Below are 26558 nucleotides of genomic sequence, written 5' to 3' on the forward strand. Positions count from 1 at the left end.
TTAGGTTGACCTAATATTTTCTTTAGGTTAATATATACTCATATATTAATGGGGGTGATTTTATTGAATATCAATAGTAACAATCAGGAACAACAACGAAGTTTAGATGAAATCAATAACACCATCAACTTCAATCATAATGATAGTGCAAGTCAAAAATTTCTGGCTTTTTTAGGACCAGGATTGCTTGTCGCTGTTGGTTACATGGATCCCGGAAATTGGATTACATCCATGCAAGGAGGAGCACAATATGGCTATACCTTGTTATTCGTAATCTTAATCTCTAGCTTATCTGCTATGTTGTTACAAAGTATGACTGTGAGATTAGGAATAGCAACTGGTATGGATTTAGCACAAATGACACGTCATTTTTTAAATAAGCCTGTAGCAATTATGTTCTGGATTATTGCAGAATTAGCAATTATCGCTACTGATATTGCAGAAGTTATAGGAAGTGCTATCGCATTAGATTTAATCTTTGGCATACCATTAATTGTAGGTGCATTAATCACTGTATTTGATGTATTCTTATTATTATTCATCATGAAATTTGGCTTCAGAAAGATTGAAGCTATCGTGGGAACGTTAATCTTTACCGTATTGGCTATTTTTGTATTTGAAGTTTATATTTCTTCTCCACAAGTAATGGATATGCTTAATGGTTTTGTGCCCCATAAAGAAATTGTTACAAACCAAGGGATACTTTATATTGCACTAGGTATCATAGGTGCTACTATTATGCCACATAACTTATATTTACATTCTTCTATTGTACAATCGCGAAAATATGATAGACACAGTATTCATGAAAAAGCACAAGCGATTAAGTATGCTACCATCGACTCTAATATACAGCTATCCATCGCTTTTGTAGTCAATTGCTTATTACTTACACTTGGCGCTGCGCTATTCTTTGGAACAAAAACTGAAGATTTGGGTGGTTTTTATGATCTTTATTCGGCTCTAAAAACAGAACCTGCTTTAGGTGCATCGCTTGGCGGTATTATGAGTACTTTATTTGCTGTTGCCCTTTTAGCTTCTGGTCAAAATTCAACTATAACGGGAACGTTAGCAGGCCAAATTGTGATGGAAGGATTTCTTAAATTATCCATTCCAAACTGGTTACGTCGTCTTATCACTCGGTCTTTAGCAGTGATACCTGTTATCATTTGTCTTATAGTATTTAAAGGAAATACTGAAAAAATTGAACAATTACTTGTCTTTTCTCAAGTGTTTTTGAGTATTGCTTTGCCATTTTCGTTAATACCGCTTCAATTAGCTACAAGTAATCAAAATCTTATGGGAACTTTTAAGAATAAAACATGGATTAACATCATTTCCTGGTTACTCATAATTATCTTAAGTGGACTTAACGTATATCTTATCATTCAAACATTTCAAGAATTATGATTAAATGAATAACAAAGAATATGTATCCTCTATTTTGAAATGATGAATTAGAAATATAGCTACTGTTGAAAAGGTACATAATAAAATTCAATTTAGATAGTGACGTTATATTTTATTAAAAAAGTCATTATTTTTCACTATTTATTCACATACTTAACTTCAAGTTGTATAGTCCCTTTCTTACTTTATTAAAAAATACGCCCTATCAATTATTTTTACTGATAGGGCGTATTTTTATGGACTGTATTCAACATTTATTAGTCAAATATCAATTCTAAACCTATTAATATATATATGGATCGTCCTTTTTTTGTTTGTTGATTTCTTGTTCAGGATCCCAAACATCTTTCTGTTGTTGATTTTGTTGATGATTCAGATCACTTTGGTCCTTTGAATGGTTTTGACGAAGTTGATCTGTATCATTTTCATTTACATATGTTTTATCTTTTTTTGCAAAAAGTCTAATCGCAGCAATCATCCATAAAACCATCGCGATTAAATTAGTCGTAAATAAACCTACGATAGCCGCTGCTATGAGTAAACTGGCAGCAAGGTTTTTTCTTCCTTCAATTACCATTGCACCAACAAAACCTAATAGCGTTGAAAAACCTAAAATGACTAATGATGCAATAAGAGAAACTAAAAACATTTCAGATGACATATCTTGATTATTACCTGAAAACTGCTTCATTAATTCATTATATTGTTGTTGATTTGATGCATTATTAATAAAAAATATCGATAGAATACCAAAAATTAAAAATAATAGGCTTAAGATATTAGCAATCCACGCTAATCTTTTTTCTACTTTTCTATTCAATTAATATGTGCCTCCTAACTCTTAAAACTATAGTTAATTTAATCATACTAAAAATTTATCTTTATCGCGAATAAGTGCATTTCTTATATTGATTAAGAAGTAAATAAGTTGCTATGGTGTCAAGTTGATTTATCCAGAGTCCAACTCACTTTCTTTGAAATAGCGACATAGGTATCCCCACTTTTATTAAGTAATACGGTTAATCTAAAATTAAAAATATTGAATTCATCCTATATAAAATCTAGTTACAGAGGATGAATTTTTTAAAATGCCTAGGACAGCAATAAATGTCCTAGGCATAAATATTAATTTTCTTTTTTTGAATCTTCCTCTTGGTTTAAGTTATTATCTGCATCTTCATGTTCATTATTAATCATTTGTCGACGTTCTTCATAATTCATACGTCGTTGGTTAACAGCACTTGGCTGGTTTTTTCTTCGTTCTTTCATACGTTTATTATATGCTTTTCTCTTTTCTTTTTTCTTAGCACGTATTTCTGCTTTTTCTCTTTTTCTTTGCGCTTTTAGTTCTTTAGGATCAATTTGTGGTTCAACAACTCCTACGTCATCGAGTTGATTACCTTCCATATGTTCCTGTTGTACATCTTCAAAATCCGTATTTTTAGATTTTTTATTGTACTTAGCTTGTCTTGACATGACTGTTGGTTCATCTTCAGTTTGTTGAGACGCATATTCACTTTCAACTGCTCTTTTTGGAAATTGAGAATATTTATCTTCATTGTCTACATATTCGTCTGAATAAAGTTGATTGGAAGATATATCTTCATCAGGTTGATTATCAGTTATACCATTATAGGAATCTTGTTGCTGAGCATTTCTATTGAATTGACGTCTTGTATTTCTATCTTCCTTTTTAGTGTGCATAGGTTCATACACATCATCATTATATCCATGTTCATTTCTTGACTCTGGTTCATAAAAACCTCTCTCATCATAGTATGTTTGATCATAATCATTATAATAAGATGGCACTGTTTCTATTCTATCTCTTCTAGCAAACATCATCATTGCAATGATAAAGAATAGGATAGGAATGATTAGAGTTACAATCAACAATACAAGTGGAATAGTGACTATCGCAGCTATTAAAAAAAGAAAACCAGACAAAACTCTTATATTCATAGAAATTAACGCTAAAAACGAGATGAGCAAACAAACAATAAAATAAACAATAATTGCCCATACTCCATTTTGTAACCAAATCACAAATTGAGTTGTACTTAAATCATTATTGGCTAAAATTTGTTGTACGAGTTCATTATTATTAAGTGTGTTTTCTAAATTGGCAATTGACGTATCATTACTAAAAGATACGAGCGCAATAAACATTGAAACAATAGTTAATATGAGTAAGAATACCCAACTAAACCAACCTAATATTTTTTCAGTTAGCCGATTTGCTGGACGCTTAATTTGTGTATATTGCTCTCCTAACATTCGTTACAACTCCTTAACTTACTTATCACATTATTATATTAAAAAATTCTAAAAATAACTACCATTTGCTATTTTAAAGACATTTTAAAATTTAAAAAGCTTTCATTATAATCACTGAGAGACGATTGACCTAAATCTTTATAGACTTCTAACCGTTGCTGTTCTTGCTTTGATGGGTAGAATCTATGATCGTTTCTTACCTCTTTAGGCAACTTACTTCGAGCTGCTTTATTAGGTGTTGCATATCCTACCCATTCTGTATTCTGGGCACTATTTTGCGCGTCTAGTAAGAAATTCATAAACTTATACGCACCTTCTTTATTTTGTGCAGTTTTAGGTATCACCATATTATCAAACCAAAGATTGGAGCCTTCTTTAGGTATCACGTAATTATAACGAGTATTTTCCTGTACAAGTGGTGCAGCAACGCCACTCCAAACTACTGCAACATGTCCTTCGTTTTGTTGAAGCATCATGGTAATTTCGTCGCCTACTATACCTCTAACTTGTGGTGCTAAATTATGCAAATCTTTTTCTGCTTGATGAATATGGGTCGGATTTTTGTCATTAAGGCTATACCCTAATTTATTTAATCCCATTCCAATTATTTCACGTGCACCGTCTACTAATAAAATATCATTTTTGAGTTGAGAATGATACAAATCGCCCCAACTATCAAACGTTTCATTAGGATATTTCTCTTTATCATATAAAATGCCTACCGTTCCAAAGAAATATGGAATTGAATATCGATTGTTTGGGTCATATGACAAGTTCATATAATCATTGTCTAAATTTCTGATATTTGGAATTTTGTCATGATTTAAAGTCTCAAGCAATTTAGCTTTTTTTAGTTTTTGAACAGTATATTCACTTGGAAAAGCTACATCATAGTGTGTGCCTCCATTTCGAATTTTCGCTTCCATTGCTTCATTTGAATCAAAGGTTTCATATACGACTTGTATACCTGTTTCTTTTTCAAACTTCTTAATTAAGCTAGGATCAATATATTCTCCCCAATTGTAAACATATAACTTCTCATTTGCGTGGGTATTATCTTTTGATTTAAACCAATGACTAATCATTAAACATAAAATACCAATAACCATAGCAGAAATGATAAGTTGAAAAAATCGCTTCATTCATTGACACCTCGTTTCATCTTTTTCTGACGATTAACGATATGTTGAATAAAGTAATATCCAAATACTCCAAACATAATAGCAATAAATATTATTGTAGAAATGGCATTAATCTCCATACTTATACCTTTTCGAGCCATAGCATAAACTTCTACAGACAATACACTAAATCCGTTTCCGGTAACAAAGAAGCTTACTGTAAAATCATCTAAAGAATATGTTAATGCCATAAAGAATCCTCCTATAATCGAGGGCATAATATTAGGTATAATAATGCTACTTAATAATTGTGATTCATTAGCACCTAAATCTCTTGCTGCATTTAACATATTATCATTCATTTCATATAATTGGGGTAAGACGATGATAACAACAATTGGAATACAGAACGCTATATGAGATGCTAGCACTGTTGAAAACCCTAAACCTAAACCTGTGAAATGTCCTATTGCAGTGAACATAATTAAAAAAGAAGCACCAATGACTACGTCTGAAGATACCATTAATACATTATTCATCGTTAATAGCGTAATCTTAAACCGTTTGTTGCGTAAATAATATAAAGCGATTGCACCAAATGTACCTATAACTGTAGCAATCGATGCAGATAAAAGTGCCACTGCAACAGTATTAAAAATCACCGACATCAACCGATCATTATAAAAAAGGGAGTGGTAATGTTCTAAAGTAAAATGTTCGAAGTGACTCATATTACTCGCAGAATTAAAAGAATAAATCATTAAAAAGAAAATAGGAATATAAAGCACACTTATTAATAGAGCTATATATAATTTTCCATACCATTTCACACTAATCACCCCTTCCCATTAGATGATTTTGATTTTGTAATAATGAGTAAAAAAGCCATAAAAATAATAAGAAAAAGTGCTATAGTGGAACCTAATCCATAATTTTGTATAGTTAAGAACTGTTCTTCAATTGCTGTACCTACATTGATTACTTTGTTCCCAGCAATCAACCTGGTAATCATAAACAGTGAAAGAGCTGGTATAAACGTTACTTGCACACCAGTTTTAATACCTTCTCTTGTTAACGGAACGATGACTTTACGAAACGTAGTAAATGTACTAGCACCTAAATCATTAGAGGCTTGCAAAATATTGTTAGGAATTGCTTTCATGCTATTAAATATAGGCAAAATCATAAATGGGATATATATATAACTTGCCACCAATAAAAATGCACCACTTGTAAACAACAAGTTTAATTTAGGTATTTGAAATACATGTAGAGCTTGGTTAATAAATCCATCATGCCCTAACAAACCAATAAATGCATAAGTCTTGAGAAGTAAGTTAATCCAAGTAGGGATAATTAACAACATGAGCAGTATATTTTGAAATCTTGAATAAGAAATAAAGTACGCAGCTGGGTAACTTATTACTAAGGTAATCATTGTAATTAAAGCGGCATACCATATTGAATCAATAAACATTTTTAAATATCTAGTTGAAAATACCTGCTCATAATTTGTAAAACTAAAGTGACCATGAATATCTATAAAAGAAAAGTAAACAAGTAAAATGACTGGAATGATAATAAATATAACCATCCATAATAAGTAAGGAACCAGTAACCATTTATTGACATTACGCATGATGATAGTCCTCATAACTTTCAATTCGCTTATCAAATTCTTCTTCAGTTTCACCTGGTACCATGATGTGTATTGCTTCTGGTTCAAAATACAGCCCTACTTCACTACCTACATTAGCTTTTTTTGTTGATTGTATTACCCATTCATACCCTTTTCTGTCTTTGCAACAAATTTCATAATGTACACCTCTAAATAGCATAGAATCAACTTTGGCTTTAAATAGCCCATCATTTTTTGAAACAAGTGAAATGTCTTCGGGTCTAATTACAACTTCAACTTTTTTATTTTCTGTTATTCCCATATCTACACAATCAAAATTTTGACCATAAATATTGACGACAAAATCTTCAACCATTGTACCTTCAACTATATTGGACTCTCCTATAAAATCAGCAACAAATCGGTTAACTGGTTCATCGTATATATCTATTGGTGTCCCGAATTGTTGAATTTTGCCATCTTTCATAACAAAAATATAATCACTTAATGCTAAGGCCTCTTCTTGATCATGAGTTACAAATATAAAGGTTATACCTAAACGGGATTGAAGTTCTCTCAATAAATATTGCATTTCTGTTCGTAATTTTAAATCTAAGGCGGATAAAGACTCATCTAATAATAATATTTCAGGCTCATTAACAATTGCTCGTGCTATGGCTACACGTTGTTTTTGTCCACCACTCATACCTTGTATTTGCCTATGTTCATACCCACTTAATTTCACCAACTGAAGTGCCTCAGTAACTTTACGCTTAATTTCTGACTTACTTAATTTTTTTAATTTTAAACCATATGCTATATTGTCGAATACATTTAAATGTGGAAACAATGCATAATCTTGGAATACAGTATTTACCTTACGCTTATTCGGTGGCATTTTACCAATAGGTTTATCTTTATATATAATATCTCCACTATCGGGATATTCAAATCCTGCTATGAGTTTTAAAATTGTTGTTTTTCCACAACCCGAAGGACCTAAAAGTGTATAAAAATAGCCTGGTTCAATATCAATATTAATTTCGTTTAGTATTTGTACATCTTCAAAGCCCTTACTGACATCTTTAAAAGAAAGCAATGGATTCATAAAGTTTCCTCCTATAAATATGAAGCTGTGGCAACGATTAAAACCTTAACTTCTTTATTTGTTTCGTTATATAAGCGATGTTTATCTTTCGCTTTAAAATAAAGTACATCTTCTTTACAAGCTTTATATACTTGATTTCCTAGTTGAAGTGATACTTCACCATTTAAACAATAGATAAAAGTATCTGATTCAGATGGTTTAAAGTTTTTATATGAGGCATTTGGTCGTAAAGTTAGAATCAATGGTTCCATGTCAAACTCATTAGAATTCGTTACAAGCCAGTTCAAGATATAACCTTTATCATACTCATCATAAATAGTCTGTTCGTTCTTCTTATAAAGTACCTTCTCATCTGACGATTCTTTAAAAAAGTCGCTTGCAGAAGTACCAAGTACTTCTATTAAATTTAAAAATGTTTCCATACTAGGTGAAGCATGATTACTTTCAATTTGCGATATATATCCTTTTGATAGATCAGTTCGCTCTGCTAATTCCTCTTGTGTCAAATTTTTTATTCTTCTTAAATTACGTAATTTATATCCAATATCCATCTTTCTGACCACCTAAAAAAGCTATATCATGTTTACTTATATCAAACATTTTGTTTAATGCTTAATAAAAATAACAGAATATAGCTACGTAATCAATAGTTTTATATTAACTTATTATTGCGGATTTAATAGAAAAAGTTAGTCGATATCTTTACTAAAAATAGTTTGATTTGGATTTTTTTTAATTTCTTGAATTACTTTGTAACTATTATAACCACTTTTATTTTCAAATTCTTTAAAAATCTGTTTTTCATCAGCTTTTCCGGGCACAATATGTTTAAAATTTTTATAAGCATTTAAAACTTCGTCACCTTTTACAGATGACTCATAATAATTTTCGATTTTATTAAAGAAATGAATCACTTTCATCATTTCATCATTAGTCCAATCTAAATCTAATGGATATTGATATTCCATAGTATCCTCTCCTTTATATACTTTATACTTTTATTTTTCAAATTTAGATATATTAAAAATAACACAGTATACCTTTATTGGCATAAAAAGATGGGATAAAATCCATTTTTGAATTCTATCCCACCATGAATAAATACCCCCAACAGATCGCTATGATTTAGAGTAGCTAAATGCTGAGGGTAATATTTTGAAATGATTTATGATACGTATAACTATGACAGTCTGTGACTATACATACGAAAAAGTAATATACGTACAAATCATAAATAAATCATATTAATTTAAATACATTTATCATTATTAACTTGTAATTACATAGTATGAATTGGATAACCAATTGCTTTTTCAGCAGCTTCCATTGTCATTTCACCTAAAGTTGGGTGTGCATGCACAGTTAATGCGATATCTTCTGCATTCATACCTGATTCGATAGCTAAACCTAATTCAGATATAATATCAGATGCACCAGTACCTACAACTTGTGCTCCAATAAGTGTATCATCTTCTTTAAGCGTGATTAACTTAACAAAACCATTTGTATCATCTAATGATAAAGCTCGTCCATTAGCTGCATAAGGGAATTTAGAAGCTTTAATTGATAAACCTTCTTCTTTTGCTTGAGCTTCAGTATAACCTACTTGTGCTAATTCTGGTTCTGTAAAGCAAACTGCTGGCATACCAATATAATCTACCTCTGCGGCTTGACCATCTATCGCTTCAGCAGCAACTTTACCTTCGTAACTAGCTTTGTGAGCTAATGGTAATCCAGGTACAATATCTCCAATCGCAAAGATATTTTCAATAGAAGTACGACTTTGTTTGTCCACTTCTAGTAATCCACGATCAGCAAATTTTAGACCAAGTTCTTCTAATCCTAATTCATCAGTATTAGGGCGACGGCCAACTGTAACTAAAACATAATCAGCTTCGATAGTTTGTTCCTCACCTTTTGCCTCATAAGTTACTTTGACACCATTTTCAGTTTCTTCAGCAGATTTTGCCATTGCTTCAGTAACGATTTCGATACCTTTTTCCTTCATACCTTTTTTAACAGGTTGCGTCATTTGCTTTTCAAATCCGCCTAGAATATCTTTTGCACCTTCAAGGATTGTAACTTCAGAGCCAAAGTTTGCAAAAGCAGTACCTAATTCAGAACCGATATATCCGCCACCAACTACAACTAGTTTGTTAGGTACTTCTTGTAGATTTAAAGCTCCTGTTGAATCGATAACACGTTTACCGAATTCAAAATTTGGAATTTCAATTGGTCTTGAACCTGTAGCTATAATCGCATGTTTGTAATTGTAAGTTTGAGCACTCTTTTCGTCCATGACACGTAAACTATTGTTATCAACGAAATAAGCTTCACCTCTAACAATCTCTACTTTGTTACCTTTTAAAAGTCCTTCAACACCGCCAGTTAATTTATTAACTACAGAAGTCTTGAATTCTTGAACTTTTTGATAGTTTAAAGAAACGCTTTCAGCAATTACCCCTAAGTTTTCTGAATTTTGCGCTTCAACAAAGCGATGAGAAGCATGAAGTAATGCTTTTGAAGGTATACAACCTACGTTTAAGCACACACCACCTAAATTACCTTTCTCAACGATTGTTACCTTTTGTCCTAATTGAGCCGCACGAATGGCTGCGACATATCCACCTGGACCTGCTCCTATTACAATAGTATCTGTTTCAATTGGGAAATCTCCAACTACCATGTTTTTACCCCTCCATTAATAATAATTCTGGATTATTTAATAAGCGTTTAATGTGATTCATAGCATTTTGTCCAGTAGCACCATCGATTTGTCTATGGTCAAAGCTTAATGATAAAGCTAATACTGGTGCAGCTACAATTTCTCCATCTTTAACGATAGGTTTTTGAGCGATACGGCCAATTCCTAAGATAGCTACTTCTGGGTGATTGATAACTGGTGTGAACCATTGACCACCAGCGGAACCGATATTACTAATTGTGCATGTTGCACCTTTCATTTCTTCTGAAGTTAATTTACCATCACGTGCTTTTACAGCTAGTTCATTAATTTCATCAGAAATTTCGAATATTGATTTACGATCAGCATGTTTAACTACTGGTACTAATAATCCTTTATCCGTATCTGCAGCAATACCAATATTCCAGTAATGTTTGTGCACAACCTCTCCAGCTTCTTCATTGAAAGAAGTATTAAGTGCTGGATATTTTTTAAGTGCAGAAACTAGTGCTTTAACAACATATGGTAAGAAAGTAAGTTTTGTACCTTGTTCAGCAGCAATTTCTTTAAATTTCTTACGGTGATCCCATAGTTCTTGCACATCAATTTCATCCATTAATGTAACATGAGGTGCAGTGTGTTTAGAATTAACCATTGCTTTAGCAATTGCTTTGCGCATTGCAGGTATTTTTTCTGTAGTTTCAGGGAAGTCACCTTCTGGTAAAGCTTGTGTTGCTGAAGCATTATCGACATCACTAGAAGTTGATTCAGATGCTGCGCTAGTGTTTGAACCTTCTTCGGAACTACCACCATTTAAGTATGCATCAATGTCTTCTTTTGTAATTCGTCCATTTTTACCAGAACCATTTACAGCTTTAATATTGACACCATTCTCACGTGCATACTTACGCACTGACGGCATCGCTTTAACAGTTTTATTTTCATCTACTTCTGTCTTTTCTTGTGATTGAGATGATGAAGTTTCTTCTTGCACAGGTGATTCTTGTTCTTTTTCTTCTTTCTTAGAATCCTCATCATCGCCATGACCTTTAAATTGCATTTCTTCTGCATCAGGTGCATCAATTTTAACGATGACATCTCCTACAACTGCCACTGTTCCTTCATCTACTAACACTTCTTCAACAGTACCACTTACTGGAGAAGGAATTTCTACTACAGACTTATCATTTTGAACTTCTGCTAATACATCATCTTCTTCAATTGTGTCGCCGGCTTTAATAAACCATTTAACAATTTCACCTTCGTGGATACCTTCCCCGATATCGGGTAATCTAAATTCAAATGCCACGTTCTTGTCCTCCTAAGATTTACGTATTTAAATTATTGAAAATTTATACAAAAGTTGTAAGGTAAGGAAGACCTTACAACTAAATGTAAACTTTATTTGATTGATATTTTTACGTTTGCTTGTTTTAATAATTAAAATTCTAAAGTTGCCTTAGCCTGCTCTATAATATCTTTTTTATTTGGTAACCAAACGTTTTCAGCTTGAGTAAATGGATAAATAGTATCTGATGCGGCTACTCGAGCTATTGGAGCTTCTAATGAAAGAATTGCTCGCTCTGCTAATTCTGCTGCCACTTGTGCACCTACACCAGCTTGGCGTTGAGCTTCTTGTACAACTACAGCACGACCAGTTTTCTCAACAGACGCTACTAGAGTATCGATATCAATTGGTTGTACAGTACGTAAGTCAATAACTTCAACTGAATAACCATCTTTTTCTAACTCTTCAGCAGCTTTTAGTGATTCTTGTACCATTGCTCCGTAAGATATTAAAGTAATATCATTACCTTCTTTTTTAACATTGGCTTTTCCGATGTCAATTGTGTATTCTTCTTCAGGAACCTCTTCACGGAAAGAACGATATAATTTCATATGTTCTAGATACACAACTGGATCATTACTTTGAATAGAAGAAATTAATAATCCTTTAGCATCATATGGTCCTGATGGAATAACTACTTTCAAACCAGGTGATTGAGCTAAGATACCTTCTAAATTATCAGCATGCAACTCTGGAGTGTGAACGCCACCACCAAAAGGTGTACGAATTGTAACTGGCGCTGGTTTAGTTCCACCTGAACGGAAACGAGTACGAGCAATTTGACCAGCTACTTCGTCAAATACCTCATAAACGAATCCTAAGAATTGAATTTCCATAACTGGACGGAAGCCAGTCACTGCTAAGCCTAGTGCAAGCCCACCAATTCCAGACTCTGCTAATGGTGTATCAAACACTCGATCTTCGCCAAATTCTTTTTGTAAACCTTCAGTAACACGGAAAACACCACCGTTAACACCAACGTCTTCACCGAAAACTAAAACGTCTTCGTCTCTTTTGAGTTCACTTTTAAGCGCATCGTTAATCGCTTGAACCATTGTCATTTGTGCCATGGCTTACTTCGACTCCTTCTCTTTGTAAATTTCATATTGTTCTGCTAAATTTTGAGGCATTTCTTCATACATGATATCCATTAGAGAAGTAACAGTTTGTTTTTCTGTATTGTCAGCCTCTTTAATAGCTGCTTTTATTTCAGATTTTGCACGTTCAACCACTTCATTCTCTTTGTCTTCATTCCAAAGACCTTTAGCTTCTAAATATTTTCTGAAACGTACTAATGGGTCTTTTTTCTCCCATTCGGCATCTTCATCTGAAGTTCTATAACGAGTAGGATCATCACCAGCCATAGTATGTGGTCCATAACGATAAGTTAAAGTTTCGATAACAGTTGGACCTTCTCCTGCTACTGCACGTTCACGTGCTTCTAATGTTGCTTGATAAACAGCTAAAGCATCCATTCCATCAACTTGAATTCCAGGGATACCAACTGAAATAGCCTTTTGTGCTAATGTTTCTGCAGCTGTTTGTTTACTACGTGGTGTAGAGATGGCATAGTTATTGTTTTGAATTACAAAAATTGCAGGTGCTTTATATGCAGATGCAAAGTTAATTCCTTCATAGAAGTCACCTTGTGATGAACCACCATCACCAGTATAAGTAATTGCCACTGCATTTTTGCCACGTTTTTTAAGTCCAAATGCTACACCGGCAGTTTGAATATATTGTGCACCGATAATGATTTGTGGGCTAAGTGCATTAACTCCCTCAGGGAATTGGTTACCTTTGAAGTGCCCTCTTGAGAATAAGAACGCGTCTGTAAGAGGTAAGCCATGCCAAATAATCTGAGGCACATCACGATAACCAGGTAAAATGAAGTCTTCACTTTCTAAAGCGTACTGAGATGCTAATTGTGAAGCTTCTTGACCTGCTGTTGGTGCATAGAAACCTAAACGTCCTTGTCTATTTAATGAAATAGAACGTTGATCAAGAATTCTAGTCCATACCATTCTTTCCATTAATTCCACTAATTGTTCGTCTGTTAAATCAGGTACTAAGTCTTCATTAACGACATTTCCGTCTTCATCCAAAATTTGAACCATTTCAAATTTCGATTGAGTCTCATTTAAAACTTTAACTGCATCGAATTGGGCTTGTAACTTAGGAGCCATTCAATTCACCATACCTTTCCCATGTAAATAGAAATTCATTTTATCCTCCTTAATTGTATCACAAATAAAAATCTCTGTTAAACGATTTCATAAAGTTCTGTTCCACATAAAAATAATACAGTTACATGACCTGTTATATTAAAAATCACGCAACTGTATTAACTCATTATTTATTTTAATTGGTCTACATCCTGCTTTTCTCTTTTTACTTTCTCAATGGCTTTTGAGTATGCATTAAACTTATTATTCATTTCTTTATATGCTTTAGAAAGATCTTTAGATTTTTCGTCTACTTCTGATTGTGTTGCATTATCTTCATTCAAATAAGAAAACAGTTGTTTTTCCTTGTTAAGCGCTTTTTTGTAAGCCTTTGCATAAGCATCGTGTGATTTATATTTTTCTTTAATAGCACTATCAAGTTGTTCAACTTCTTTTTTCTTTGCTTTGTTTTCTACATGTTCAAGATATTGCTTGGCTTGTTTAAATTCTTTTTCAGAATTATCTATAGCCTTCTCTTCTTTTTCAAATTCTTTTTGTCTTTGTTTTACATTTTCAACGATATCTTCAGCTGCTTTTTTACGTGTGCTTTGATCTTTATCATTTACCTTTTTAAATAATTTTTGCTTTTTCTCTTCTAATTCGTTTATTTTTTTACTTACTTGATTAACGGGTTTCTCTTGGTCCATAGCTTTTTGTACTTGATCATCATATTTTTTAATTTCTTTTTTATCTATAGTACATCCAGCTAATAACACTGATGACGTTAGGACAATTGCTACAGTCTTTTTAAAATTCATGAACTGTTACCTCCTCAAAGTTGTTCGCTTGTAATATTAAATAATAAATAATAATAAATCAATATAAAGCTATCATTCTATATTCTAGTGCAAACATTTAAAGCTATAAAATCTTTGAGTATCTATTAATGTACTTGTATCTATCATATCTGATATATTATTTAATAAGGAAGGTGTATGACATGATAACAATGAAAGATATTATAAGAGATGGTCATCCAACACTTCGTGAAAAAGCGAAAGAATTAAGCTTCCCACTGTCTAACAATGATAAAGAAACGTTGCGCGCAATGCGTGAATTTCTAATCAATAGTCAGGATGAAGAAACGGCAAAACGTTATGGTCTACGTTCTGGTGTAGGTTTAGCTGCTCCACAAATTAATGAACCAAAGCGTATGATTGCTGTCTACTTACCTGATGATGGAAACGGCAAATCGTATGATTATATGCTCGTAAATCCTAAAATAGTAAGTTACAGTGTACAAGAAGCTTATTTACCAACTGGTGAAGGTTGCCTTAGTGTTGATGAAAACATCCCAGGTTTAGTGCATCGTCATCATAGAGTCACTATTAAAGCTCAAGATATTGATGGAAATGATGTTAAATTACGCCTCAAAGGCTATCCTGCAATTGTATTTCAACACGAAATTGATCATCTAAATGGCATTATGTTTTATGATTATATTGATGCCAATGAACCTCTAAAACCACATGAAGAGGCCGTAGAAGTCTAAATCATGAACTATATTAAAACACTTCATTAAGTTGCATTTTATACTTACTTGATGAAGTGTTTTTTTAAAAGTAATTCAAATGTTATTAACATTAATTTAAAAACAAGAAAGTACATAGCGAAATAAAACTGCTTTATTTATTCAAAAACATCATGTAAAATATTACTTAACTGAAATCTTAGTAAATTGATACTAATTTCAAATTTTGAACGACATTATTACCCTAGAGAACATACTGGGCAGTGAGATTAAACAAGTATAAAAATTACGTTTAGATTGAGCTGGTATGTTTCTAACAAATTAAATTTAGAACACAAAAATTATTGAAGAATAATACTCTAATGGATATGTAAAAAATCTTTAATAACCCGAGTATTCACAACTAGGGTCGTAAAATATAACAATTATAATTTATAGGAGGACAATACAATAATGGCAGTATTTAAAGTATTTTATCAACATAATAAAGATGAAGTCATCGTTCGTGAAAATACTCAAACAATTTATGTTGAGGGACAAACTGAGGAACAAGTAAGACGTTATTTGAAAGATCGAAATTTTAATATTGAATTTATTACTAAATTAGAGGGCGCACACTTAGAATATGAAAAAGAACATTCAACACACTTTAATGTGGAGAACGCCGAATAATGAAACAACTACATTCAAATGAAGTAGGTGTATATGCACTTGGTGGTTTAGGTGAAGTTGGAAAAAATACCTATGCTGTTGAGTACAAAGATGAAATTGTAATCATTGATGCTGGAATCAAATTCCCTGACGATAATCTTTTAGGAATTGATTATGTAATTCCTGATTACACTTACTTAGAACAGAACCAAGATAAGATTGTCGGTCTGTTTATTACTCATGGACACGAAGACCATATAGGTGGTGTGCCCTTCCTATTAAAACAAATTAATGTACCTATTTACGGTGGTCCATTAGCGTTAGGTCTCATTCGCAATAAACTAGAAGAACATCATTTGCTTAGAACGACTGAATTACATGAAATAGATGAAAGTAGCGTAATTAAGTCTAAGCATTTTGAAATTTCTTTCTATCTAACCACACATAGTATTCCAGAAGCATATGGCGTTATAGTCGATACACCTGAAGGTAAAATTGTTCATACGGGAGACTTCAAATTTGACTTTACTCCTGTAGGTGAGCCTGCTAACATAGCTAAAATGGCCCAATTAGGTCATGAAGGTGTGTTGTGCTTACTATCAGACTCAACAAATGCACTAGTTCCAGATTTCACTTTAAGTGAACGTGAAGTTGGACAAAATGTCGATAAAATTTTCAGAAATTGTAAGGGTCGTATTATCTTTGCAACTTTTGCTTCTAATATTTATCGTGTTCAACAAGCCGTTGAAGCAGCAATTAAATATAATCGTAAAATCGTTACATTTGGACGTTCAATGGAAAACAATATCAAAATTGGTATGGAACTAGGATATATCAAAGCCCCACCAGAAACGTTTATAGAACCTAATAAAATAAATAGTGTACCTAAACACGAGTTACTCATTCTTTGTACTGGTTCTCAAGGTGAACCTATGGCTGCATTATCAAGAATTGCAAATGGTACACATAAGCAAATAAAAATTATACCGGAAGACACTGTAGTATTTAGTTCTTCACCTATTCCAGGTAACACTAAGAGTATCAATCGTACAATTAATGCGTTGTACAAAGCTGGTGCAGATGTGATTCATAGTAAAATATCAAACATTCACACTTCTGGACACGGTTCTCAAGGTGATCAACAATTAATGTTACGTCTGATTCAACCTAAATACTTCCTGCCAATTCACGGTGAATATCGTATGCTTAAAGCTCATGGCGAGACTGGTGTTCAATGCGGTGTTGATGAAGATAATGTATTTATTTTCGATATCGGTGATGTACTTGCCTTAACTCATGATTCTGCACGAAAAGCAGGAAGAATTCCTTCCGGCAATGTACTCGTTGATGGCAGTGGTATAGGTGATATTGGCAATGTTGTCATCAGAGATCGTAAATTACTTTCAGAAGAAGGGTTAGTTATTGTTGTTGTGAGCATTGACTTTAATACTAACAAATTACTATCTGGCCCTGATATTATTTCACGTGGTTTTGTTTATATGCGTGAATCTGGTCAATTAATTTATGATGCTCAACGTAAAATTAAAGGCGATGTCATTTCTAAACTTAACAGCAATAAAGATATTCAATGGCATCAAATTAAATCTTCAATTATCGAAACATTACATCCTTATCTTTATGAAAAAACAGCTCGAAAACCTATGATTTTACCTGTGATAATGAAAGTAAATGAAGATAAATAAACACTTAAATATATTTAGTCAAGTTACAATGAATTTATACTACTTTAAATGTTTCCATCACTCTAATAATATTAGATATTTTTAGTAGTAATTAATTATTTTGAGTTATTCATTTAATACGATTTGAGATTATATCTTCTATCTTTGAATTTCTTATAAAAAAAGAAGTATAGAACTTAAAGTTCTTAAACTAGTAAAAAGAGACAATTGCTCTATTATTTCATATAGCAATTGTCTCTTTTATAATTTTCAAACTATAATAAGCTTGTTGAGATACCTATCTTACTTATATAAGTTTCTTTAATACAAATCCTATTCCTTCTTTGACTAGCTAATTGTTTTATGGTTTAGGTTAAGAAAATTTCTTAAAGTAATGTCTCTATATTCCAATCAGAAAATACTGATTATGTATAGAACATATAAAACAACGTTTAACAACATTTTACGATGATATAATGGATTGTATCACAATGGTGTTCAATTTCATTTAACTCGGGATCTATAATTGTTTCAATAATATCATTCACATGCTAAACATATCATTTATGGAGATGAGTACTGAAGTTTCTATTAGTATGGTAAATTGAGTCATGTTATAACCTTTATTCACAAAGTATGTCATACAATACTTAGTATTGTATAAATAGAGAAAAGCAGTAAGGTAATTTTCAATCAGAAAATATCTTACTGCTTTTTTGGGATTAATGTCCCAGTTTACTTTTTATAATTTTGAAATATTTATTTACAGGAATAACATTTAATAGAAGTACAAATAATTAAGTGTACTTTATTATGTTTAAGCCTAAAATAATACAATTTTATTAATCTATTTAAATACTTAAAAAGATTCAACATTATAAACTAGATTTTCATTTACGATATTCTAAAAACAAAAAGAAACAAATTTCACTTTTCAACAATTCACTTATGCTGTACACATACATCAATTTAAAATTGGATTATGTAAACATTTACTTACTTATATTTTTTTCAAAGCGACCTAAGTCATTATCATGACCAATCATAATTAAAATGTCCCCTATTTCAATATTGATGTTAGGATCCGGAGAAACTATAAATTCTTTAGCTCTTTTAATTGCTATAATGTTAATACCATATTGTGCTCGAATATCTAATTCAATAATTGTTTGACCTGCCATTTTTTCTGTAGATTTTAATTCAACGATTGAATGCTCATCAGCAAGTTCTAAGTAATCAAGTACACTAGCACTAGCAACGTTATGAGCAATACGTCTTCCCATATCTCTTTCAGGATGCACAACAGTGTCAGCACCTATTTTATTTAAAATCTTAGCATGATAATCATTTTGAGCTTTAGCAGTAACCTTTTTGACACCTAATTCTTTAAGAATTAACGTCGTTAGTGTACTAGATTGTATATTCTCACCAATAGCGACAATAACATGATCGAAATTACGTATTCCTAAACTCTTCATTACTGCCTCATCAGTTGTATCAGCAACAACAGCATGTGTTGCTATATCACTATATTCGTTAACACGATTTTCGTCTCTATCAATAGCCATAACATCCATGTCTAATGCGTTAAGTTCTCTAACAATACTACCGCCAAAACGCCCTAGTCCAATTACGACATACTCTTTATCCATATTCGTCCTCCACTATATAAAAGAGGAATGATTACTAACATTCCTCAGAGTCTTATTATTTCTTTCCTTCCACATATGCTTTGTCGAAAACAAATAATCTTAATAATAATATTAACGATGGAATTAATAAAAGTAAACCTAAAACAAAAACAATAACTAATGATAATCCCATTTCCGGATTGACATGAGAGTCTGTAATTTTAATAAACGGATAAAGTAAATATGGAAGTTTACTCATTCCGTAGCCAAAGAATGCAAATAACATTTGCAATATAACCATGATAAAAGCTAGACCGTGTTTCTTTTTAAATATAGTCAGTAATCCAGCTATTATAAAAAATATAAAGCTGATTGCAAACATCCACCAATAATTAAAAATAGCAGTTCTAAAGTGATCAGAATTTTGAATTCTAAGAGATAAGAAAACAAATAATGAAATCACAATCATAGGTGGCCCCCAAAAAATATGCCATTGTCGTGTCATATCATAAGCTGGTTGATCATTTGCTTTATGAGCATAATATGTTAAAAAACCTGATGAAATATAGAGAACTGAAATTATGGCTAAGAATACTACAGACCATGCAAATGGACTTAATAATAATTGTATCCAGTCTAAATCAATATGTGTGCCATGCTCATAGATATAACCACCTTCTGAAATTGTTAGAGCAGTTGCTAGAGAGGCTGGAATTAATAGTCCTGTTAAACCATATAATACAATCCAGGGCAGTTTAGTATCTTGACCATAATTTTCAAAAGCATAAAAACTACTTCGTATAGAAATAAGAATTAAAGCTATTGATCCGGGTACTAATAAAACTGTTCCTAAGTATTTAGCAGAATCAGGAAAAAAACCAATAAATCCTACAAAAAAGAAAACGAAAAAGACATTTGTAACTTCCCAAACTGGATTGAGGTATCTATGGATTAAATGATTAACCTTTTTCTCATTACCTGTCATTTTAGAATGCAATGCGAAAAAACCTGCACCAAAATCAATGGAGGCGATGATAATATAACAAAATAAAAATACCCATAATACTGTTATACCGATATAAGCGTAAATCATTTTGTTTCACCTCTCTCTTCAATCACTTTTTCTACATCTTTATAAGCATGTTGATTTTTAAACATTCTAATTAGTACATAAGCCGAAGTAACTAGTAATAAAAGATATAGTAAACCGAATAACGTCGTTACTAATGTGATTCCCCCCGCCTGGGTAGCCGCCTCTGATACGCGCATATATCCTCGTATAATCCACGGTTGACGACCCATTTCAGTTAAGAACCAACCAAATTCTATCGCTAACATTGATGCGGGACCAGTTAACAAGATAGCGTATAACATCACACTACTAGTTACATATTTACGTAACTTTTTAACAATTAAAAATAACATATAGAGTCCTGAAATGATAAAACAGAATATTCCCATTGATACCATCAAATCGAAAAAGTAATGAACTATCATAGGAGGTAATTCATTTTTAGGAAATTCATTTAAACCTTTAACTTTTGTATTAAAACTATTATCTGCTAAAAAACTAAGTAATCCAGGAATCTCTAGTGCTCCTGAAACTTCATGTGTTTTTTCATTTAATACACCGAAAAGAGCTAAATTCGCATGAGATTGCGTATCATAATGCCACTCATATGCTGCAAGCTTATCTGGTTGAACTTTGTGTAAAAATTTAGCAGATAAATCTCCTGCAATCATCGAAAGAACGGTATTGATGAATCCAACAATCATGCTTAAATTAAGAGCTTTTGTATGGTATATTCTATCTTCTTTATGATTATGACGTAATAATTTAAACGCTGCGATGGCAGCTAATATAAACGCCATCGTCATACCTGCAGTTGCAACTACATGTAAAGCACGAACCATAAACGATGAATTAAACATTGCTTCTAATGGTTGAACATTTACCATTCGACCATTTTTAATTTCAAAACCCGCTGGGGTATTCATAAATGAATTGACTGATGTAATAAAGAATGCAGAGAATGAACCTCCTATAATGACGGGTATAGATATGAAAAAATGTGTCCATTTATTTTTAAATCTTTCCCAAGTATATAAATAAATACTTAAAAAGATTGCTTCAAAAAAGAATGCAAAAGTTTCCATGAATAGTGGTAAAGCGATAACATGACCGCCCATTTTCATAAATGTTGGCCAGACAAGTGAAAGTTGTAAACCAATAATGGTACCTGTAACGACGCCAACAGCAACGGTTATTGTGTAGCCTTTCGACCATCTTTTAGCCAATGTAATATAATTCGCATCATTTTTCTTTATGCCAATAAACTCTGCTATTGCAAACATAAGTGGCATACCAACACCAATTGTTGCAAATATGATATGCACTGCAAGTGTCATACCCGTCAACAATCGAGCTATTTCAACTGAATCCATCTATAAATCACCCTTCATTTTTATTTTTTAGTTATTGGAGTGACAAGTGATTAAAATTATAAGTCCTTAGTACTATTGAACTAAATTAAATTGCTTTAAATCATTGTGACGATTTTATGTCTTTTCACACAACGTTCACAAAGTTGAAATGACGTCTCTTTTTTTATATAGTGTTGTAAGATAAATCATGAGAGGATGTAATGTATGACTGATACAGTGATTATTTATACACAAGATGACTGTCCACCTTGTGCTTTTATTAAAAATTATTTAGTAAATAAAAATATCAAATTTACAGAAAAAAATATCAAAAATCAAAAATATAAAAATGAAATGATGAATTACGATGCATTTGCAACACCTTTTATTTTGCTTAAAGGGATACCTATGTATCAAGTAGATATGGAAAAATTGAATTATGAATTGAATATTACACCTTAATTTCTATTTTTAATTTTCACGTGTTTAATTTCAAATTTTCAAACTAGCTAAACAAATATTGTCATCTTCAAGTAATTTATTAAATCAATATAATATATTAAAAAAATATTCTAGGACATATTTTGCAGAAAAATAGAATTTAACAAACTAATATGATTTAAACCATTATAAAAAGACAATTTCTATATTATTTTAATAGAAATTGTCTTTTTCTAGTCTAAGAACTTTATGTCTTATACTCTTAAAATATTCTTTTTAAAGTCAATTATTTAGCCAATTGGTTAACTAATTCAACGACTTCCTCTTGCGTTGAGCATTCAACAGCTCTATTAGCAAGTTCAGCCATTTCATTTTTACTTAAACCATTGATTTGTCTTCTAGCTTTTAGGATAGAAGTTGCACTCATTGAGAACTCATCTAAACCTAAACCTAATAATAAAGGCACAGCTGTTTGATCTCCAGCCATTTCACCACACATACCAGTCCATTTACCTTCTTTATGAGAAGCTTCAATAACTCGTTTAACTAATCGTAAAATTGAAGGATTATATGGTTGATATAAGTATGAAACTCGTTCAGACATACGGTCAGCAGCTAATGTGTATTGAATTAAGTCATTCGTTCCTATACTAAAGAAATCTACCTCTTTAGCAAATACATCAGCAAGTGCCGCGGTAGCTGGAATTTCAACCATAATACCTAATTCAATATCATCTGAAACTTCGTAACCTTCGCGAAGAAGATTTTCTTTCTCTTCAAGAAGTATTGATTTAGCGTCACGGAATTCTTTAATTGTTGCTACCATAGGGAACATAATATTCAATTTCCCATAAACTGAAGCACGTAGTAATGCACGTAATTGTGGTCTAAAGATTTCCGGCTGTGCTAAACATAAACGTATCGCACGATAACCTAAGAATGGATTCATTTCTTTAGGTAAATCTAAGTATGGAAGCTCCTTATCTCCGCCAATATCTAAAGTACGTACAACTACACGTTTACCGTCCATAGTTTCAAGTACCTTTTTATAAGCCTCGAATTGTTCTTCCTCAGTAGGCATTTGGTCTCTACCCATGTACAAGAATTCTGTACGGTATAAACCAATCCCTTGTGCACCGTTATCAATAACTCCTGATAAGTCATCTGGAGTACCAATATTAGCAGCTAGTTCAGCATGGACACCGTCAACTGTTACTGTATCAGCATCGCGCAATTTTTGAAGTTCTTTCTTATCTTCAAAGAAACGCTCACGTTTGTTTTGATAAGCAATTAACTCATCTTCTGTAGGATCAATGATAACATCTCCGGACATACCATCTACAATAATCATATCACCTTGTTTAACTTCTTCAGTGATAGATTTAGTACCGACAACAGCTGCAATCTCTAAAGAACGACTCATAATTGCAGAGTGGCTTGTTCTACCACCAATATTAGTTACAAAACCTTGAACAAATTCTTTATTCAACTGTGCTGTATCTGAAGGTGTGAGGTCATTACCTACAATGACAGCACTTTCATTGATTAAACTAGGATTAGGTAAATCTACACCTAGAATATGAGCCAATACACGTTTAGAAACATCTCTGATATCAGCTGCACGTTCTTTCATGTATTCATTATCCATTGACTCAAAAATAGAAATAAATTGTGTCGTTACTTCATCCAAACCAGTTGCAGCATTGACTTTGTCATTTCTAATTTTGTCTTGAATGGGTTGTATTAATTCTGGATCATCTAAAACAAGTAAATGTGCATCAAAAATCGCTGCTTTATCAGCACCTAATTGAGCTTCGGCATTATTTCTTATTTTAGTTAATTCAATTTTTGAAGCTTCGATAGCGTCATTAAACTTTTCAACTTCACTTTCTGTGTCAGTAACTTTTTCGTTACTGTCATAAGATAAGTCTGGCTCTACAATTAAGTAAGCTTTTGCGATTGCCACACCATCTGATGCAGCAATCCCTTTAATTAATTTAGACATAATTATTCAGCTAAACCTTCTTTTGATAAGACATCAGTGATAGATTGAATTGCGTCAGTTTCATCGCTACCGTCAGCATAAATAGTTATTTCAGCATCTTTACCTACACCTAAGCTCATTACACCCATGATTGATTTTAAATTAACTTTCTTCCCGTTATATTCTAATTGAATATCTGAATCAAATTTTGATGCAGTTTGTACTAGCATTGTAGCAGGGCGAGCATGAATCCCTGTTTCGTCTGTGATTACATATGATTTTTGTTCCATATTAAACTCTCCTTTGTACAGTTAGAATCTTCAATATTATTACAATCTAACAAAATATTTACAACTTAACTTTACCAAAACCTATAGCTAAATTCAATTCGTTTAAAATCGTTTTCAGCATATAAATTTTGCACCTCGAGACGATTATAACACTTCTATAAGTTATTGATAACTTTTTCACATTTATTGATATGATTTTTACCCAATTTGCTCATAAAATAATAGCTAATAGATGCAGATACAGCTTGCCCAACAAACGGGAACCATTTTGTTTGTTTGGCAGCTGCTCGTTTAGCTACATCTTTAATCACAACTTTAAGCAACGCCTCTGATACCTTACGTCCAATAAATTGACTTCCTTGAATTGCTGCTGCAGACATAATTCTTTCTTTCACTTGATCACTTAGTGAATTAACTTGATCGTGATCTAAACCATAAATTTTATTTACATCCTCTATAATATCTCTCATTAGTTTAAAATCTACTCCAAAATCAAGTCCTGGAATAGGAACTATACTAGCACCGGAGGAAAGTAGCGATTTCTTTTTAACTAAAGTTTCAGCTCTCTCTCTACGTTGTCTAAGTTCTTCCTGTGTAGTTGGCAAATCACCTTTCTCTTTAATTTCCTCTATGTTCAATAATGAGTTCCCTACTTTATTTGTAATATTATTAGTTAGTTTACTTCTAATTCCCATTTAATGACATCCTTTCAAATAATACTTTAACAGTGATTTATACCCATATTTATAGAAAATTAATTTCTTATTGTTACAAATACTGCTTTTAAATATTTTGAAGGTTTGTAGTGAGGATGAGTTTTAAAATCTTTAGGTAACCCCATTACTTCATTTATTTCATATTCAATATTATTTTGGGCTAGTGTTTTCTTTATTACATTTTTAAATGCCTTAAGAGAAAATGCACTTGAATTGGTACATAATAGTAAAGTACCTCCAGGCGATAAAATGTTAAGGGCTCCTTCAATTAATAAATTATAATCTTTTTGAACTGAAAAAGTTTTTTTCTTATTTCTCGCAAAGCTAGGTGGATCAATAACAATTGTATCGTATTGATGCCCATGTCGTCCTGCATAATTATAAAAATCAAACGTATCCATAACATAAATATATTGAGATTTAGGGTTGATACCATTTAAACCAAAATTTTCTTCAGTTAGCCCTCTAGAGCGATTTGCTAAGTCTACACTTGTTGTTGAGTTTGCATTTTCAGCTGCTATTACTGAAAACGCTCCAGTGTAACTGAATAAGTTAAGTACATGTCTTCTTTCTGAAAACTGATCTCTTAATTTTTTTCTAACTTCTTTTTGATCTAAAAATATACCAGTCATAAGACCATCATTTAGGTCTACGTTATAAAAAGTAAAATTTTCTTCTATAACGATAGGAAATTCAGGCGCATTACCTTCTACAAAGCCACCAGTGTAGGAAGAACCTTTAAAACGCATTTTCTCAAAAATTGAAGTGTATTCATATACTTCTTTGATTGCTTCTAAGATAGGAAATCTAAATTTATATATCCCTTTCGAATACCATTGAATTAAAAGATGTCCGTTATAATTATCAATTGTCAGACCACCTACACCGTCACCTTCAGCATTAAATAATCTAAATGCGTTTGTACCTTCTATATTGAAATAGTATTGTCGCTCTTTTAATGCAGCTTCAAATAAACGTCTAAAAAACAAAGTGTTAATCTCTTCATTTTGATTATAACTCAATACCCACCCTAATCCTTTATGTTGTCTTCCAATATATCCAGTAGCTATATATTGTTGTTGCTCTGTCACCAGCGTTATCAAATCACCTTCTTTAAGATGATCATGTTCAAATAAATCTTCTTCATCTATTAATGGATAGTGGTTTAAATACTTTGTTTCTTTGCCTTTATTTAGCGTAGCAAGTTTCATAAATGAATACCTCTCTTAATTTTTATCACTGTTAGTTATGATAATTTTGTTTCGTAAATCCAGTTAACACCATATAATTTCATCATCATTTTAACAAATAACTTTAGGGAATCACACAAAAAAAGAGTGGGACGAAATTCATTCTGAATTCACTATCCCACCCATGAAATGTATTGCTCACATAGAAACTTTTCTGTGAATATTTCTTACTGTTCATTGAATATAAAGCTAGATAAATACAATCATTTATTTGAAAAGTTAAGTATT

General features: G+C 32.0%; 25 protein-coding genes. 5 read left to right on the forward strand and 20 right to left on the reverse strand.

Translation table 11 applies throughout. The features are described 5' to 3' along the window. Positions 1-48 precede the first annotated feature (48 nt). Positions 49-1410 (forward strand): Nramp family divalent metal transporter, encoded by a 1362-nt coding sequence (locus HMPREF3058_RS09515; protein WP_023474255.1) that lies wholly within the window; start codon positions 49-51, stop codon positions 1408-1410. 283 nt (positions 1411-1693) lie between these two features. On the opposite strand, the gene HMPREF3058_RS09520 is transcribed toward HMPREF3058_RS09515, so the two are convergent. From HMPREF3058_RS09520 to HMPREF3058_RS09580, 13 genes are all read right to left on the reverse strand, one after another. Beyond that, the gene (locus HMPREF3058_RS09520) at positions 1694-2230 is read right to left on the reverse strand and encodes a DUF4064 domain-containing protein (protein ID WP_002490062.1); all 537 of its coding nucleotides are present in this window, start codon (positions 2228-2230) and stop codon (positions 1694-1696) included. 305 nt (positions 2231-2535) lie between these two features. After that, positions 2536-3687: a lipoteichoic acid stability factor AuxB gene (gene auxB, locus HMPREF3058_RS09525; protein WP_002491597.1), complete on the reverse strand. Its 1152-nt coding sequence runs from the start codon at positions 3685-3687 to the stop codon at positions 2536-2538. 68 nt (positions 3688-3755) lie between these two features. After that, positions 3756-4829 carry an ABC transporter substrate-binding protein gene (locus HMPREF3058_RS09530; protein WP_002457442.1) on the reverse strand — a complete coding sequence of 358 codons (1074 nt, stop codon included), beginning with the start codon at positions 4827-4829 and terminating at the stop codon, positions 3756-3758. Then, a complete protein-coding gene (locus HMPREF3058_RS09535) occupies positions 4826-5638 on the reverse strand; it encodes an ABC transporter permease (protein ID WP_002491591.1) in 813 nt (270 codons plus the stop codon). The genes HMPREF3058_RS09530 and HMPREF3058_RS09535 overlap by 4 nt, the downstream gene beginning before the upstream one ends. 5 nt (positions 5639-5643) lie before the next feature. Continuing rightward, positions 5644-6447 carry an ABC transporter permease gene (locus HMPREF3058_RS09540; protein WP_002446176.1) on the reverse strand — a complete coding sequence of 268 codons (804 nt, stop codon included), beginning with the start codon at positions 6445-6447 and terminating at the stop codon, positions 5644-5646. Then, a complete protein-coding gene (locus HMPREF3058_RS09545; RefSeq protein ID WP_002446175.1) occupies positions 6440-7534 on the reverse strand; it encodes an ABC transporter ATP-binding protein in 1095 nt (364 codons plus the stop codon). The genes HMPREF3058_RS09540 and HMPREF3058_RS09545 overlap by 8 nt, the downstream gene beginning before the upstream one ends. An 11-nt stretch (positions 7535-7545) precedes the next feature. Beyond that, a complete protein-coding gene (locus HMPREF3058_RS09550) occupies positions 7546-8085 on the reverse strand; it encodes a helix-turn-helix domain-containing protein (protein ID WP_002446174.1) in 540 nt (179 codons plus the stop codon). Positions 8086-8223: 138 nt separating this feature from the next. After that, positions 8224-8502, reverse strand: a complete 279-nt coding sequence (locus tag HMPREF3058_RS09555) for a UPF0223 family protein (protein WP_002446173.1) — start codon at positions 8500-8502, stop codon at positions 8224-8226. A gap of 311 nt (positions 8503-8813) precedes the next feature. After that, complete coding sequence (lpdA, locus tag HMPREF3058_RS09560; protein ID WP_002490063.1) at positions 8814-10220, reverse strand: dihydrolipoyl dehydrogenase; 1407 nt, start codon at positions 10218-10220, stop codon at positions 8814-8816. Positions 10221-10224: 4 nt separating this feature from the next. Continuing rightward, a complete protein-coding gene (locus HMPREF3058_RS09565) occupies positions 10225-11526 on the reverse strand; it encodes a dihydrolipoamide acetyltransferase family protein (RefSeq protein WP_002490067.1) in 1302 nt (433 codons plus the stop codon). Positions 11527-11657: 131 nt separating this feature from the next. Continuing rightward, complete coding sequence (locus HMPREF3058_RS09570) at positions 11658-12635, reverse strand: alpha-ketoacid dehydrogenase subunit beta (protein WP_002491588.1); 978 nt, start codon at positions 12633-12635, stop codon at positions 11658-11660. 3 nt (positions 12636-12638) lie between these two features. Beyond that, positions 12639-13751 (reverse strand): pyruvate dehydrogenase (acetyl-transferring) E1 component subunit alpha, encoded by a 1113-nt coding sequence (gene pdhA / locus HMPREF3058_RS09575; RefSeq protein WP_001831653.1) that lies wholly within the window; start codon positions 13749-13751, stop codon positions 12639-12641. Positions 13752-13921: 170 nt separating this feature from the next. Beyond that, positions 13922-14548, reverse strand: coding sequence for a YkyA family protein (locus tag HMPREF3058_RS09580; protein ID WP_002491585.1), 627 nt, complete (start codon positions 14546-14548; stop codon positions 13922-13924). 182 nt (positions 14549-14730) lie between these two features. On the opposite strand from HMPREF3058_RS09580, the gene def reads away from it, so the two are divergent. From def to rnjA, 3 genes are all read left to right on the forward strand, one after another. Beyond that, positions 14731-15282 (forward strand): peptide deformylase, encoded by a 552-nt coding sequence (gene def, locus HMPREF3058_RS09585; protein ID WP_002457448.1) that lies wholly within the window; start codon positions 14731-14733, stop codon positions 15280-15282. A 432-nt stretch (positions 15283-15714) separates the two neighbouring features. After that, positions 15715-15933 carry a DNA-dependent RNA polymerase subunit epsilon gene (locus HMPREF3058_RS09590; protein WP_001831646.1) on the forward strand — a complete coding sequence of 73 codons (219 nt, stop codon included), beginning with the start codon at positions 15715-15717 and terminating at the stop codon, positions 15931-15933. After that, entirely contained in the window at positions 15933-17615 is a 1683-nt protein-coding gene (gene rnjA / locus HMPREF3058_RS09595; RefSeq protein ID WP_001831649.1) for a ribonuclease J1, read from the forward strand. Before HMPREF3058_RS09590 ends, rnjA begins: the two co-directional genes overlap by 1 nt. Before the next feature lie 971 nt (positions 17616-18586). Here the strand turns inward: rnjA and HMPREF3058_RS09600 are convergent. The 3 genes from HMPREF3058_RS09600 to HMPREF3058_RS09610 are packed head-to-tail and all read right to left on the reverse strand — an operon-like array spanning position 18587 to position 21670. After that, on the reverse strand, positions 18587-19246 hold the full coding sequence (locus HMPREF3058_RS09600) for a potassium channel family protein (RefSeq protein WP_001831652.1): 660 nt from the start codon (positions 19244-19246) through the stop codon (positions 18587-18589). 55 nt (positions 19247-19301) lie between these two features. Continuing rightward, positions 19302-20318: a cytochrome d ubiquinol oxidase subunit II gene (locus HMPREF3058_RS09605; protein ID WP_002446167.1), complete on the reverse strand. Its 1017-nt coding sequence runs from the start codon at positions 20316-20318 to the stop codon at positions 19302-19304. Continuing rightward, positions 20315-21670: a cytochrome ubiquinol oxidase subunit I gene (locus HMPREF3058_RS09610; protein WP_002491584.1), complete on the reverse strand. Its 1356-nt coding sequence runs from the start codon at positions 21668-21670 to the stop codon at positions 20315-20317. The genes HMPREF3058_RS09605 and HMPREF3058_RS09610 overlap by 4 nt, the downstream gene beginning before the upstream one ends. Before the next feature lie 204 nt (positions 21671-21874). Here HMPREF3058_RS09610 and HMPREF3058_RS09615 point away from each other — a divergent pair, with 204 nt between their 5' ends. Further along, positions 21875-22111, forward strand: coding sequence for a glutaredoxin family protein (locus HMPREF3058_RS09615; RefSeq protein ID WP_002446165.1), 237 nt, complete (start codon positions 21875-21877; stop codon positions 22109-22111). A gap of 265 nt (positions 22112-22376) precedes the next feature. Here HMPREF3058_RS09615 and ptsP read toward each other — a convergent pair whose 3' ends face one another. The 4 genes from ptsP to HMPREF3058_RS09635 all read right to left on the reverse strand — a co-directional run bounded on the left by ptsP (position 22377) and on the right by HMPREF3058_RS09635 (position 26291). Continuing rightward, complete coding sequence (gene ptsP / locus HMPREF3058_RS09620) at positions 22377-24095, reverse strand: phosphoenolpyruvate--protein phosphotransferase (RefSeq protein ID WP_002491595.1); 1719 nt, start codon at positions 24093-24095, stop codon at positions 22377-22379. Positions 24096-24097: 2 nt separating this feature from the next. Further along, positions 24098-24364 carry a phosphocarrier protein HPr gene (locus HMPREF3058_RS09625; protein WP_001831726.1) on the reverse strand — a complete coding sequence of 89 codons (267 nt, stop codon included), beginning with the start codon at positions 24362-24364 and terminating at the stop codon, positions 24098-24100. 155 nt (positions 24365-24519) lie between these two features. Further along, positions 24520-25059, reverse strand: a complete 540-nt coding sequence (locus tag HMPREF3058_RS09630) for a hypothetical protein (protein ID WP_002491598.1) — start codon at positions 25057-25059, stop codon at positions 24520-24522. A gap of 59 nt (positions 25060-25118) precedes the next feature. After that, positions 25119-26291, reverse strand: a complete 1173-nt coding sequence (locus HMPREF3058_RS09635) for a class I SAM-dependent rRNA methyltransferase (RefSeq protein ID WP_070731384.1) — start codon at positions 26289-26291, stop codon at positions 25119-25121. Positions 26292-26558 lie beyond the last annotated feature (267 nt).

The sequence above is a fragment of the Staphylococcus sp. HMSC068G11 genome, from assembly GCF_001815825.1.
In the GTDB taxonomy this organism is placed as follows: Bacteria; Bacillota; Bacilli; order Staphylococcales; family Staphylococcaceae; genus Staphylococcus; species Staphylococcus epidermidis.